This window comes from Methylocaldum gracile (genome assembly GCF_053646815.1).
On record NZ_CM132196.1, the window covers coordinates 2,883,683 to 2,896,926 of the forward strand.

Sequence of the window (13,244 nt, forward strand, 5' to 3'; positions counted from 1 at the left end):
CGGGCCAAGGAAAAAATGCTCTCGCCGTTTCGTCTGAGGCTCGCGGCGAGTCACCTGCGTCGCGGAGGCATTATCGCCTATCCGACCGAGGGCGTGTACGGACTCGGCTGCGACCCTCTCGGCCAAGATGCGGTACGCCGGCTCCTGGCTTTAAAGGAACGACCCTCGGCGAAAGGACTGATCCTCATTGCCGCAGAATTCGATCAGATCGAACCTTATCTCGACATCCCGACCGAATTTATGCGGAGCCGACTCTTGGCGACCTGGCCCGGACCGGTCACCTGGATCGTTCCCGCTGCTAGCTGGGTACCGGCTTGGCTCCGAGGCGAACACGCGACGCTGGCCGTCCGCGTCACGGCTCATCCCGATGCGGCCGCCCTATGCCGCGCTTTCGGCGGGCCGATCATATCGACCAGCGCCAACAAAAGCGGCCGGCCGCCAGCCCGTACGCCGATATCGGCTCGCAAGCATTTCTCTACCGGGCGCGTCCTGATCTTCCCCGGACGACTCGGAGGACTGCGCGGTCCAACGGCCATCTATGATGCATCGACTGGCGTTCGGCTACGCTAAGTGGCAAGTCGAAACCGTTTTAGCTTGACACGCCGACCTCTCATCCATAGCATTCCAGCGTTTTGCAGGACTCTGCCGCAGCGAGAGCAATTTCATCCTTAATGAGCATATTGACTACGTCACAGATCACAACGACAGCTTCGCAAAATCCAAAAACAGCCTTTACAAGTATCCGCTGTTTGGTAGAAGAAGAAACGTCGGCTGTCGACCGACTCATTCTTCGCGAGCTCAGTTCCGATGTATTGCTTATCAATCAGATCGGCCGATACATCGTAAACAGCGGCGGCAAACGACTGCGCCCGATGCTGTTGCTGCTGGTCTCCAAGGCTCTCCAATATCAAGGGCAGCAACACATCACCCTTGCAGCAGTCATCGAATTCATTCACACGGCTACCCTCCTCCACGACGACGTGGTCGACGAATCGACCCTGCGCCGTGGGCGAAATACCGTCAATGCGCTTTGGGGAAACTCGGCCAGCGTTCTAGTCGGCGACTACTTGTATTCCCGCTCGTTCGAATTGATGGTGAGCGTGCAGGACCTCCGCATCATGGAGATCCTCTCCCGCACCACCACAGCCATCGCCGAGGGCGAGGTGTTGCAGCTTCTCAATTGCAATAATCCCGCAACAACCGAACACAAGTACCTCGAAGTCATCTCTCGCAAGACCGCAATCTTGTTCAGCGCCGCAGCACAATTGGCCGCTGTGCTAACGGGAGCGCCCGAGTCCACCGAATTGGCGCTGAAGGACTATGGCCTTCACCTCGGCATTGCGTTTCAGTTGATCGACGATGCCCTGGATTACATGGCGAATCCCGAAGAGCTCGGAAAAAATCTCGGTGATGACCTGGCCGAAGGCAAACCGACGCTGCCTCTGATCTATGCCATCGAGCACGGCAATGCATCGCAGGCCGCCGCACTTCGGGACGCTATCGAGAACGGCAACCGCGATGCGTTCCGCGAAGTTTACGAAATCGTTGAATCTACGGACGCAATCGCGTACACTGCACGGCGCGCTAGGGAAGAAGCAAACAAAGCGGTCGAACTGCTCAATGCACTTCCCGCATCAGACTACAAGGACGCACTCGTTCAGCTCGCCCACTTATCGGTCGAACGAAGCTATTAAAATCCAATTTCCGGGGTGTAGCTCAGCCTGGTAGAGCACTGCTTTCGGGAGGCAGTGGCCGGAGGTTCGAATCCTCTCACCCCGACCAATTTAATCAATTGGTTATCCCGTCTTCTCCTACTCGATCAAAGTCACAGCATGGCCAGATCGTGACCGATCTCCTTCAAGGGCCTTCACCGCAGCCCTGACATTCTCCGGCGAAAGATGGCCATAACGCATCGTTACCCGGATGTCTGAATGCCGTAGGAGTTCCGCTACCTCCCGGATCTAAACTCCAGCCTGAACCAAGCAGGCCGCACAGGTGTGACGCAGGTCATGCGGATGAAAGTCCTCGATTCCCGCCTTTTATAAGCCCCTTCGAATCCCTTCCGTATCGAGCCAAGCCGCGTTCCGTCCGGTGAGCGAAAAACCAGGGCGAAGCCGGGCAGTGCGTAGCTCTGAACCGTGCTCGCGATAGGATCGCTTCCCGTACTTCCCGATTCAGCGGCACACTCTCGCCTCTTCCATTCTTCTGGTTTGTTGCTTGGAGGTAGGCCTGGGACCGAGCCAGGCCTACCTCCAAGCAACAAACCAAAAACTCGCCCAACGGGGAGCGTGGGGAACCGGTCGCACGACCGCGCGGTTCTGCGCCTTATCTGCAGCGACCGAAGGAATCCGTCATCCTTGAACGGCCCGCCGCACCAGGCTTTCCGATCCTAAGAAGCCCGGCTGGGCGATCTCTTGGAACAACCGCCGGGCGTTATGGATACCCGTTCCGCCAGCGCTGCGGCAAGTGCGGCCGGAGCGGATCAATGAGGCCGGGGACCGGCGCCCGCTCTGGAATGCCTTCGGCCCGTAGGAAACGCCGTACGATAATGCACTCAAGATCGAAATGGTGGGCAATCGCCCGAAACGACCAGCTTTGTTGCCTCAGGTTCACGACCGCTTCATGACGAGCCAGGCGGTAGGTCCGATGGTCGGCCCGCGCGCGTTCGGCGCGCATCAGCGCAGAGGTGGTGCAGTGGCAATTGGATTCAGTGGTGGCCACATTACCGCGTCCGTGGCCTCCTGCAAGGCCCAGTGATGACGGCTCAACAATCCACTGGTGCAGCACCGTCAGCGTACTCTCCTACTGCCGTATAGAATCGTCTCCTCAGCCGATCACCCGGCGTCGTTAGAATGTAAATGCGGCTATAGCACCAAGGCCTGTTAACACAACCTGAGTACTTCGATGAAAGGCGAAATGAATAACCGCCGCAAATATCAGGTCCAGATTATCGAAGCGAGAGAAGAATCGGCGAAACCCTTTGAGTCGATGGACCAAACCAGACCTTTTTGCGCGTGCGGAACGTCGCGAGGTAGTACTCCTAGGGCGGCAAGCGGTCGCATTGAGCGTAACGAACCTAGGTACTCAGATCGAGCGCGAGTTGAAGGATTTCGTCGCCTGCGCTGGCGCGGTCCATGATGAGGCAGCGGGAGACCGGTGGAGCCCTCGAACCCGACAGCACTGGACGATCTTTCGGGATATCATGGGCATAGCCGGAAGAGAGGGCAAAGGTTATAGCACAGCATTCATTCGCGGCAACCACACGAATTTTGGTGCTCCATCGGGCGCGCGGCTTGCCAACGGCTTGGCGGCCGTTTTCCTTAATGCGCCGGTGCCATCCGTATGTATCTCGATGACCGTACTATCCAACGGCACCGCTTCGATCTTGACCGGAACAATTTCGATTTTGATCTGAATGATCTGCTGGTGCTGCAATTGCTCGAACACCCGGTCGAGCACGCCGCTTTTGGCCCAGCGCATCATGCGGGTATACACGGTGTGCCAGGGGCCAAAGCGCGGCGGCAAGCTGCGCCACGTGCAGTCATGTTTGGCGACATATAAGATCGCATTGAGCACCTGGAGATTCGAGAGACGCACATTACCGCGCTGGCGCGGCAGACAGTGGGCGATTTGTTGATATTGAGATTCACTGAGCTCCATGCGCGAAGTCTAACAGACATTGTGTTAACATGGCCTAAACCACATTCGGTGGGTGGATATTAACGGATCATCATATGGCGGTTCGCGACAGCCCCGCTCTTATTCAAGCCTCGCGACTTCACCGTCGCAAGGCCTTCGGCTTTAGCCTGAGATTACTTCATCATGCCTGGCATACCTCACGTTCCAGAGAGCATAGCGCAAGCAGTTGATATAACAACAAAGCATCAACCGCAGGGCCTGCCAACACTGGGCAACTACATCGCTACCGAAAAACTCGGAGAAAGCTTGCAGGCCTCGGTATTCAAGGGCTACCACATACACGTCCCCGACCAACCGCTGGTCATCAAACTGCTGAAGCAGCTGTCGAGCTGGGACGATCAGTCGCGGCATCTGCGCCAGAAGATCGAACGCCTGAAAGTGCTGCACGATCCGCGGGTTTGTACGCCGCTCGCGCTGGAGTCCTACGGCGACCTTCAGTTTATCGTTCAGTCCTGGTTCGCGGGCCAAACGCTGAATCATTGGGTGGCACACCAAAATAAACTCGATCTCAACGATTTTTTTACGCTGGCTTGTACGCTGGCCGATACGCTGCACGCGGTACATGATGCCGGCATTACCCACGGCGGCATAAAGCCCCATAATATTCTGATTCAACCGGGGACGCTGACGCTCCGGCTGACCGATTTCATCACCCCGCTCGACATTCGTGACGTCAGCCATTTCATCTACGATCCGGAATTCGTACGCCATACCTTGGCCTACACCTCGCCGGAACAGACTGGCCGCATCAATTATCGTGTGGATTTTTCCACCGATTTGTATTCATTAGGGATCGTGTTTTATGAGCTGCTGACCGGTCAGCTGCCGTTTTTTTCCAGCGATCCACTGGAACTGATTCACTCGCATCTGGCTGAGGAAACGCCTAGAGTCAATCAGCTCAAACCGCAGATTCCCCAAGCTTTGGCCGATATCATTGCCAAACTTACCGTCAAGCAGCCGGAGAAGCGTTACCAAAGCACCGCAGGGTTACTGGCCGACCTAATCCGCTGCAAGGACGAGTACGCCGCCACCGGCAGCGTATCAGCGTTCACGATCGGCCTGCACGATCGTAGCCGTCGGGTCATCTTCATCTCGAAGATGGTGGGCCGCCAGCACGAAAGCGAGCTGATACGGGAGCAATATGACGAGGTCATCAGCGGCAAATTCCGCTCGGTATTTATTTCCGGACTGTCCGGCATCGGCAAAACCCGGCTGATTCAGGAACTGCAAAAACCGCTGGTCAAGAATCGCGGTTACTTCACCTCCGGCAAATTCGACCAGTATCAGAAAAACATCCCCTACAGCTCGCTGATTCAGGCCTTGCGCAATCTAATGCGCATCTTCTTGACCGAAAGCGATCTGCAGGTTCAGCAGTGGCGGAAGAAAATACTCGATGTCGTCGAGAACAACGGAAGCGTCATCATCGACGTGTTGCCGGAACTGGAATTCATCATCGGACGGCAGCCTGAAGTGCCGCATCTGCCTCCGGTGGAAGCCCGCCATCGTTTCAACAATTTGTTCGGCCGGTTTCTCGCTTGTCTCGCCAGCGAAGACAATCCGCTGGTACTGTTCATCGACGACCTGCAATGGTGCGACAGCGCAACCTTCGACTTTCTGCAAAACCTGTTCGACAACCATGATGAACATCCCTATTTGTTTTTCATGGGCGCCTATCGGCACAACGAAGTCGACGGCAGCCATCCGCTCAGCAAGCTGATCCGCAAGATTCAGGAAAACAACGGTCCGTTCGCGGAAATTCGCCTGGAGGCGCTCACCGACGCCGACTGTCATGAAATGGTGGCCTACATCCTCGACTCTTCGCTGGAAGCCACGGCCAATCTGGCGGAATTTATCGCCCACCTCACCGAAGGTAACCCGCTGTTCGTCAGCGAAAGTTTGGCATGGCTGTATAACGAGAACTTGCTGAACACCGATGCCGAACACCACTGGCACTGGGACATCAAGCGGATTCGCGACACGCAGATGCCGACTTCGGTAGTTGAATTGTTCAGCTCCAAGGTGAGCAAACTGCCGGTCAAGACCCTGCATATACTCGACCACTGTGCCTGCATGGGCAACCGTTTCAGCGTCGAAGACGTGGCGCTGGTGTTGGACATTCCCATTGAAAAGCTGTTTGAGGATTTGAAGCCGGTCTTGAATCTGGGGATGCTGCTGGAAAACAAATCCGATCTGCAATTCGTCCACGACCGGGTTCAGGAAGCGGTGCTGCGCCAGGTCGACACTGAGGCCAAACCCGCGATTCACTGGCGCATCGGCAACCGCCTGCTGCAAGCGGTGCCGGCGGGAACCCATCTCGAACTCCTCGATAACTTGTTTACCATCGCCGCCCACCTCAACCTGGGCCGCCCGGCGGAGATGGAACCTGAGCTGGCGTATCGGCTGGTCGATATCAACTTCCATGCCGGCAACAAGGCGCTGGATGCGCTGGCCGGCGATGCCGCCAACGACTTTTTCCAGAAAGCCCACGACTACCTGCCCGACGATTGCTGGCAACAGGCCTACGATCTGACCTTTCGCATATACCAGCGTCTGGCCAAGACCGAGTTGATGTGCGGCCGTTATGAACGATCGGAAGCGCTGCTCAATCATTTGATCGAATACGCCGCCAGCGACTTGGACAAAGCCGAAGCCCTGGCGGAACAGACCACGTCGCTGTCCTCGTTCGGCAACTTCAACGAGGCGATAGCGACTGCCAACCGAGGCCTGGCCTACTTCGATAAATCAATCCCCGAACAAGCCGAGATCGCTCACCAGCGAATGCGGGCGTTAATGGCGGAAATCGAACGGCAAGGCGACGTCTGGACGACGATCCTGCACATGCCTTTTACCCAGGACCGCAAGAGCAAGATCGAGCTGGCGTTTTACAGCGAGCTCATTCCGGATCTTTATATGTCCGGCCTGGTGCCGCAGCTGTATCTGTCCGCCGCGCAATCGACCCTGCATTGCCTGCAGGGCGGCATGGACGAATCGGTGATTTACTCGTTTTCGATCATGGGCCTCAATCTCGGCGAGCAGGGCAAGTTCGAACTCGCGTTCCGTTATCAGGATCTGGCCCACGACCTGTGTGAAAGACACCCCAATACCTTTGGCGCCACCCGCGGCATGAACGGCATCGTCTGGTGCAACATGCATTCGCGCAGCCATCCGGCCGAGATCGTCGATTACTGCCACAAAGCCATACAGTGCGGCAAGAATTGCGGCGACCTGTATAACGCCGGCCTGTCCTACGGCCCCTTGATGTGGAATTTGCAGGTGCAGGGCAAAGATCTGCGCCTGGTCGAAGAAGCCGCCGAGGAATGCCTGCATTTTTCCCGCAAGAACCAACTGTCGTTCTCGGTCGGCCTCGCCGAAGCCGTGCTGGCCGGCTGGGTGGCGCCGATGAAACCCGATTACCAGCCGGTGGACATGACCGAAACCCTGGCGCGCTGGGAAGCCGACAATTATGTCGCCGCTTCCGGCAGTTATTTTGCGCTGCTGGGTTTTGCCCACCATTATTTAGGCGATTACGCCGCGGCAGCGGTGTCCTTGCACACGGTGGAACGCTATCTGCACGGTTTGACCGATAACGTGCTGAAACGGCTCTGGTATGTCTTCCGTATCGTCAATCGCCTGCGCTGGCCGGAGGGTGCCGACTGGCCGGCGCTTGAAGCGGAAATTGCGCCGTTGCTGGCCGAACTGGAAACCTGGGCCCGTCTCGGCCCCCTGCTGAAACCCTTTTTGGCCTTTGTTCATGCCGAGATCGCCCGCGCTCGAAACCAAATGCGCGAGGCCCGCAACTTGTATTTGGATGCGATCGCGGTCGCCCAGGAACAAAACTACGGCCTGCTCACCGGCCATTTATACGAAGCATTGGCTGATGTCATGGCAGCCGGCAATCTCGGCGATGCCGGACTTTATTACGGCGCGGCGCGACGTATCTACCGGGCGTGCGGCGCCGATCGCAAAAACGCGCAATTGCAGCAACGCCTCCCTTATACTGAAGCGGACTACCCAGTTCGTGCCGAAAAAACTGTCGCCCTCGACAAGCCGGCTACGCTGCCGAATCTCGATTTCAATTATCTGATCAAATCCGCGCTGGCCCTGTCGGCGGAAGTCGATCTGAATCGGCTCATGCAAAAAATCATGAGCGTCGTGCTGGAAAGCTCGGGGGCTCAGCATGGCTACCTGCTGATCAAGGAAGCGGATGAACTGCTGGTCGCCGCCGAAAGCCATGTCGGCGAAAAACACATCGTCAATCGCGAGTATCTCAGTCTTAAACAGACCCGCAGCAGCATTAGTCATGCTATCGTCAACTACGTACTGCGCACGCGTAAAAAAGTATTACTGCACGATGCGATGGCCGAGGGCGAGTTTCAGGACACTGCGGAAGTGCAGGCGCTAAAACTGCGTTCGGTGTTGTGTCTGCCGATCATCAAGCAAAACGAACTCATCGGCTTGCTTTATCTGGAAAATCGATTGTCGGCAGGTGTATTTACCACTGAAAAAACCGACATGACCGAACTGTTGACCGCCCAGGCTGCGATTTCCCTGGAAAACGCCCGCCTCCTGGAACAAACTCGGAAGGCCTACACGAAACTACAGGAAAACCAGGAACACATGCTGCAGATGGAAAAACTCTCGGCATTGGGGACGCTGGTCGGCGGTGTGGCGCATGAGATCAACAATCCGCTGATGGGCGTGATGAATTTCGTCGAATTCGCCGCAGACAGAAGCACGGATGAAAAATCGAAGGAAATTCTCGATCAGGCGCTACAGCAAATTCACCGTATCAAGAAGATCGTCAGCAACATGCTGGTATTCGTTCACAACCGATCGACTCCGAGCGGCACCTGCCAGATAGCGGAGGCGATCAGGCAAACTCTATTGCTGCTGGAAGGCGAATTGGGCAAGCACGGCATCAAGGTCGAGGTGGATGCCGTCGACGATCTGCCGGCCATTCGCTGTAGCTCCGACAGTCTGCAGCAGATCCTGGTCAATCTGATCATTAACGCCCGCGACGCACTAGTCGATAGCCAGCAACCACAAATCAGAATCATGCTCAGGCCCGTGGACGGCATGTTAGAACTGAGCGTGGCCGACAACGGTCCCGGCATCCCGCAAGAGGTGCAAACCAAAATTTTCGATCCGTTCTTTACCACCAAGCCTCCCGGAAAAGGCACCGGACTGGGTTTGTCGGTCATCCGCCGTCTGGTTCAGGATGTCGGCGGCCATATACAGGTGGAGAGTTTACAGGGGCACGGCTGCTGCATGCGGCTACGCTTTCCCCATGTTTGAGCATTTGAATTCGATACATAAGAGAAACGATATACAAGGTTATGGCAAGCAAAATCCTGGTAATAGATGACGACCCGGCAGTGCGCAGTGCCTTCAAGCTGATTCTGGAAAATGACGGTTTCTCGGTTCGCGTAGCCGAGAACGGCTTACAAGGCATCGAGCTGGCCCGCGCGGAACGCCCCGATCTGATTTTTCTCGATCTGCGCATGCCCGGCATCGATGGCGTGGAAACCTTGCGCCGTCTGAAAACCATTGACGAAACGCTGAACGTTTACATCGTCACCGCCTTTGCCAACGAATACATGGAGCAACTGAAAGGCATCAATGAGGAAGGCTTTCAGTTCGAACTGGCCAGCAAGCCGCTGTCTTCCGCACAAATTCGCAATCTCGCCCAGATTGCCCGTATCGGCAATCCTCAGGAAGAACGGCGCGCAAACCAGCACAAACTGGTTCTAACCCTGTATGTGGTGTCCCTGAACAGTGAAACCCGCCGTCTGGTCGAGCAGATTTCCACTGCGCTCGCCAATCTTTACGATCCCGGACAATGGGTTCTGGACGTCGTCGAAGTCTTGGGCATGCCGGAAAAAGCATTGGAAAAGGACGTGTTTGCAACGCCGATGCTGGTGCGCGACATGCCGGAACCCGTATTGAAACTGCTCGGTGACTTGTCGCGGGCTCCTTCGATCATGGCGGCCATTACCACTCAAGCGAAAGGAATCGGCGTACAAACCATCATCGTTTAAGCCCGCTTATCGACCATGAACACCCGGCTTCGCAAGCTTGATCTGATCCTCGACACTATCACCGACGGCGTTTTGGTTGTAGACAGCCAGGGTGTCGTACTCTATGCCAACCAAGCTGCCGAAACCCTGCTGGCGCGAAGCCCGATAGTCGGTCAATCGCTGGCGATTCCGATCAATCCAGATAAAAACAGCCATCAGGACATTAATTTAATCCGTCCGAACGGACTCGCCTGGGCGGAAATGCGCTCCACACCGATCGAATGGGACGGGCAATCCGGCTACGTCATCGCCCTGCGTGACATTACCGAGCGCAAGCACATGGAGCTGGAACGGCAAAAGTTCGTTTCGCTGGCCGATAACAGCATGGATTTCATCGGCATATGCGACATGAATTTCACGCCGTTTTACATCAACGAAGCCGGCATGCGCCTGATCGGCATAGACAGCCTGGAGCAGTGCATCCGAACACCGATCCAGGAATTTTTCTTCCCCGAAGACCAGCGCTTCATCCTTGAAGAATTTTTCCCGCGCGTTATGCGCGAGGGCCACGCCGATGTGGAAATCAGGTTCCGGCATTTCAAGACCGGCGCCGCCATCTGGATGATCTACAACGTGTTCTTCATCAAAGACAGCACGGGCGAACCGGTTGGCATCGCCATCGTGAGCCGCGATATATCTTCGCGCAAACAGGCCGAGGCTGCTCTGCGCAAAGCCGATCAACATAAGGACGAATTCCTGGCCATGCTGGCTCATGAACTCCGAAATCCGCTGGCCCCCATCAGCAACGCAACCCACATTTTGGACATGCTGAAGCTGGAAGACACGCGGTTTCACTGGGCTAAGGACATCATTAAGCGACAGGTGACGCACCTCGCTCGCCTGGTCGACGATCTACTGGACGTCTCCCGTATCGCGCGCGGCAAAATTTCGCTGAAGAAAGAGCGGCTTGACCTTGTAGAAGTGATTAAATCCGTCTTGGAGACGGCACAAGGCCTCATCTCGGCCAAACAACAACATCTCGATGCTTGTCTGCCTAACCAACCGATAATGTTGGAGGGCGATTCCGTGCGCCTGTCTCAAGTGTTGCTTAACCTGCTCGACAATGCCAGCAAATACTCTCCGGAAGGCAGCCGGATCGAGGTTGATGTCCAACGGCTCGGGGGCGAAGTCGAGATCCAGGTGCGGGACAACGGCACTGGCATCTCGACGGAACTATTGCCGACGATCTTTGGGCTATTCCAGCAGGGTACGCGTACCCTGGATCGGTCTCAGGGCGGACTAGGCATTGGGCTTACCCTGGTAAAACGGCTAGTGGAACTACACGGCGGACAAGTAACGGCATCAAGTCCTGGCGCTGGACTCGGCTCCACGTTCAGCATCCGTTTGCCGACGATTGACGAAGGGACCACCCTTCCTGTCTCTAAGACATCAGTGCCATCGCCTAACGCAGAGATGCGGGTGGTGGACGATAATTCCGACGTAAGAGAGAGTAATACCCTCCTCCTGACTGCCAACCTTAGGTAAACCGGACCTCGATTTCCTCGCTACCTCCGGCGGTGCCGAAGTTCACCGGGAATTGCATCGGACGCAAGACACCGTGTCATTATAAGCACTGATCCACCCCTGTCTTCGAGATGGTTTCGTTATAAAGATCATCGCCCTTACCTATCCGTGAAGCGGCTAGCAAATATTTGGTTATTAACCCGGCCTATAAATATAGGCCGGGTTAATCCGGGGCAGGGATGCCCCGGCGCGGCGACAAGCCGCGTGAGCCCAGGCCGGGCGTGTACCGGGCCTGGGCGGCGGCCCGAAATACCAGGAGGGTATTTACGGGCCTGATTAATAGCTCAGACGGAAATCCATGCTCGACCGATAGTGCCTACTGCGCAATGAAAACGGTGATAACACCCGACACAGGATTGGCATTGAGTTAAATCAGAATCATCCGGCCGCGGCCGGATAAGTAATCTTCCGAAGTTTAAAACACCGACGGATGCGCACGGGGCGTTTCTGCAACCGGCGCCGATGGAACCGAGTTTTCCGGTTCAGAGCGGCCACCCTGTCGACCGGATCAAAGAGCTCCTCGACCACGGCTCCCTACCCGCCCGATCCATGGCGGCGCGAAGCAGTCACGACGGTATCCGTTGTGCCTTACCCTAGAACTCTAGACTTTCGCCATTGAAATGAACATCAACCATCCCGACCAGAAAAAGAACGTGATTTCCCGCTGTAGCGGGACGACGACAGGACAGATCAAGCGACTTGTCGATAAGGGAGTCAACGACCTGGACAGCATATCGAGAGCGACCGGTGCATGTTCAGGTTGCGGGGCCTGCGATACAGACATTCTGGCCTTGTTAGCCGAATATGCTTCGCCTGTTTTGCACGATGCCCTATAGCGCCGCTCTGTTTTCCTCGACAACACGGCGAAGGAAGATTGATGCCAAACGATGGTGTTGGCAGCAGCTGATAACGGTGCTCATTTTCGGTAGCGCCATCGGAACCGCAAGCTGGCGGTCGCCAGATAAATTTCGTGCAGGAAGCAATAAAGGCCGATGATCAGGGCGGCCATCGCGGCGATAAAGAGAATCGCGATAGCGTTCGAAACATCCAGGCTTAAGAAGGCCCCGACGAACAGAACGACAATGAGTGTACAGATGAGCAAGGCACAGGCCGTACAGAGGCTAATCGCCCAGTACGCTATGCGGGCGCGGCGCGATAGCATACTGATCTCGCACTGAATGTCCGGATGGAGGTGTTCGTCCGTGCCGGCGTGTTTGTCCTCGATCTGGCGGGACCGATCAACGATGCGGCCAACGCGAGAGCTAAGCACCGACAGTAGAGCACCGATGCCGGTAAGAAGAAATACGGGCGCCACCGCAAGTTCTATGACATGAGCAATATCGGTGGCAGTGGCTTGCATCGACAGCCTCACAGATTAAATGGTTGAGCAAAAGGACAATTTGGAGGAAGACCGCGCTTCATGAGATTAATCTCCTCCTTACAGAAGGGTAGCAAGCTGCGCTCACATCACAGACCGGACTGGCGCCGCAACCTTGCCCACAGCTCACGGATAATCACGACCGAAGCCTCCTCGGGATTGAGAGCGCCACAGGATGCCATCAGCGCCTTGTTTCCGCGCCAAAGACCAAAGACCTTCCGGATATAAGCCCCTAGGCTGAAGTGGACAATGATGGCGTCCGCACTGGATGCCGCGGCAATTTTGTCTTTTTCGGCCTGACTCAACAGGAGGGTCAACCGGTCCACGGCTTCTCGAAGGGTTCGAGGCAAACTCTGATCGGCCTCTGAATCGGGCGATGGTAACGGATTGGTCATTTTCTTTATGATGAGAGGAAGCTGCCGGAAATAAGGACCAAAATCGGGAATATTGGAGTTTAGAGCGTTTTCATACCTACTGTACGGACACTGGCGAGTAGGTCGGGAATCCCTCCCAATCGCAAACGGTCATCCGGGGAAGGGGCTGGCCGGCGCTCCCGGCCAGGCCGT

General features: G+C 56.1%; 9 protein-coding genes, 1 tRNA gene and 1 pseudogene. 7 read left to right on the plus strand and 4 right to left on the minus strand.

Features of this window, described 5'->3' with window-relative positions:
- The first annotated feature begins 15 nt into the window (after positions 1 to 15).
- From ACWJJK_RS12670 to ACWJJK_RS12680, 3 genes are all read left to right on the plus strand, one after another.
- Positions 16 to 570 (plus strand): Sua5/YciO/YrdC/YwlC family protein, encoded by a 555-nt coding sequence (locus ACWJJK_RS12670; protein WP_434112491.1) that lies wholly within the window; start codon positions 16 to 18, stop codon positions 568 to 570.
- Between the two features lie 101 nt (positions 571 to 671).
- Positions 672 to 1,694: an octaprenyl diphosphate synthase gene (gene ispB / locus ACWJJK_RS12675; RefSeq protein WP_077731610.1), complete on the plus strand. Its 1,023-nt coding sequence runs from the start codon at positions 672 to 674 to the stop codon at positions 1,692 to 1,694.
- 11 nt (positions 1,695 to 1,705) lie between these two features.
- A tRNA-Pro gene (locus ACWJJK_RS12680) sits at positions 1,706 to 1,782 on the plus strand.
- Positions 1,783 to 2,433: 651 nt separating this feature from the next.
- Here ACWJJK_RS12680 and ACWJJK_RS12685 read toward each other — a convergent pair.
- Complete coding sequence (locus tag ACWJJK_RS12685) at positions 2,434 to 2,721, minus strand: hypothetical protein (protein ID WP_139841170.1); 288 nt, start codon at positions 2,719 to 2,721, stop codon at positions 2,434 to 2,436.
- A 126-nt stretch (positions 2,722 to 2,847) separates the two neighbouring features.
- Positions 2,848 to 3,660 (minus strand): annotated as a pseudogene (locus tag ACWJJK_RS12690) (IS5 family transposase).
- Between the two features lie 162 nt (positions 3,661 to 3,822).
- On the opposite strand from ACWJJK_RS12690, the gene ACWJJK_RS12695 reads away from it, so the two are divergent.
- The 4 genes from ACWJJK_RS12695 to ACWJJK_RS12710 all read left to right on the plus strand — a co-directional run bounded on the left by ACWJJK_RS12695 (position 3,823) and on the right by ACWJJK_RS12710 (position 12,136).
- Complete coding sequence (locus tag ACWJJK_RS12695; RefSeq protein WP_434130236.1) at positions 3,823 to 8,994, plus strand: AAA family ATPase; 5,172 nt, start codon at positions 3,823 to 3,825, stop codon at positions 8,992 to 8,994.
- A 41-nt stretch (positions 8,995 to 9,035) separates the two neighbouring features.
- A complete protein-coding gene (locus ACWJJK_RS12700) occupies positions 9,036 to 9,737 on the plus strand; it encodes a response regulator (protein ID WP_077730190.1) in 702 nt (233 codons plus the stop codon).
- Positions 9,738 to 9,752: 15 nt separating this feature from the next.
- Entirely contained in the window at positions 9,753 to 11,261 is a 1,509-nt protein-coding gene (locus tag ACWJJK_RS12705; protein WP_347257390.1) for a PAS domain-containing sensor histidine kinase, read from the plus strand.
- 659 nt (positions 11,262 to 11,920) lie between these two features.
- Entirely contained in the window at positions 11,921 to 12,136 is a 216-nt protein-coding gene (locus ACWJJK_RS12710; protein WP_454128131.1) for a (2Fe-2S)-binding protein, read from the plus strand.
- A gap of 80 nt (positions 12,137 to 12,216) precedes the next feature.
- Here the strand turns inward: ACWJJK_RS12710 and ACWJJK_RS12715 are convergent, their stop codons facing one another.
- On the minus strand, positions 12,217 to 12,660 hold the full coding sequence (locus ACWJJK_RS12715; RefSeq protein WP_077730188.1) for a DUF2721 domain-containing protein: 444 nt from the start codon (positions 12,658 to 12,660) through the stop codon (positions 12,217 to 12,219).
- A gap of 107 nt (positions 12,661 to 12,767) precedes the next feature.
- Positions 12,768 to 13,073: a DUF6794 domain-containing protein gene (locus ACWJJK_RS12720; RefSeq protein WP_434112484.1), complete on the minus strand. Its 306-nt coding sequence runs from the start codon at positions 13,071 to 13,073 to the stop codon at positions 12,768 to 12,770.
- Positions 13,074 to 13,244 lie beyond the last annotated feature (171 nt).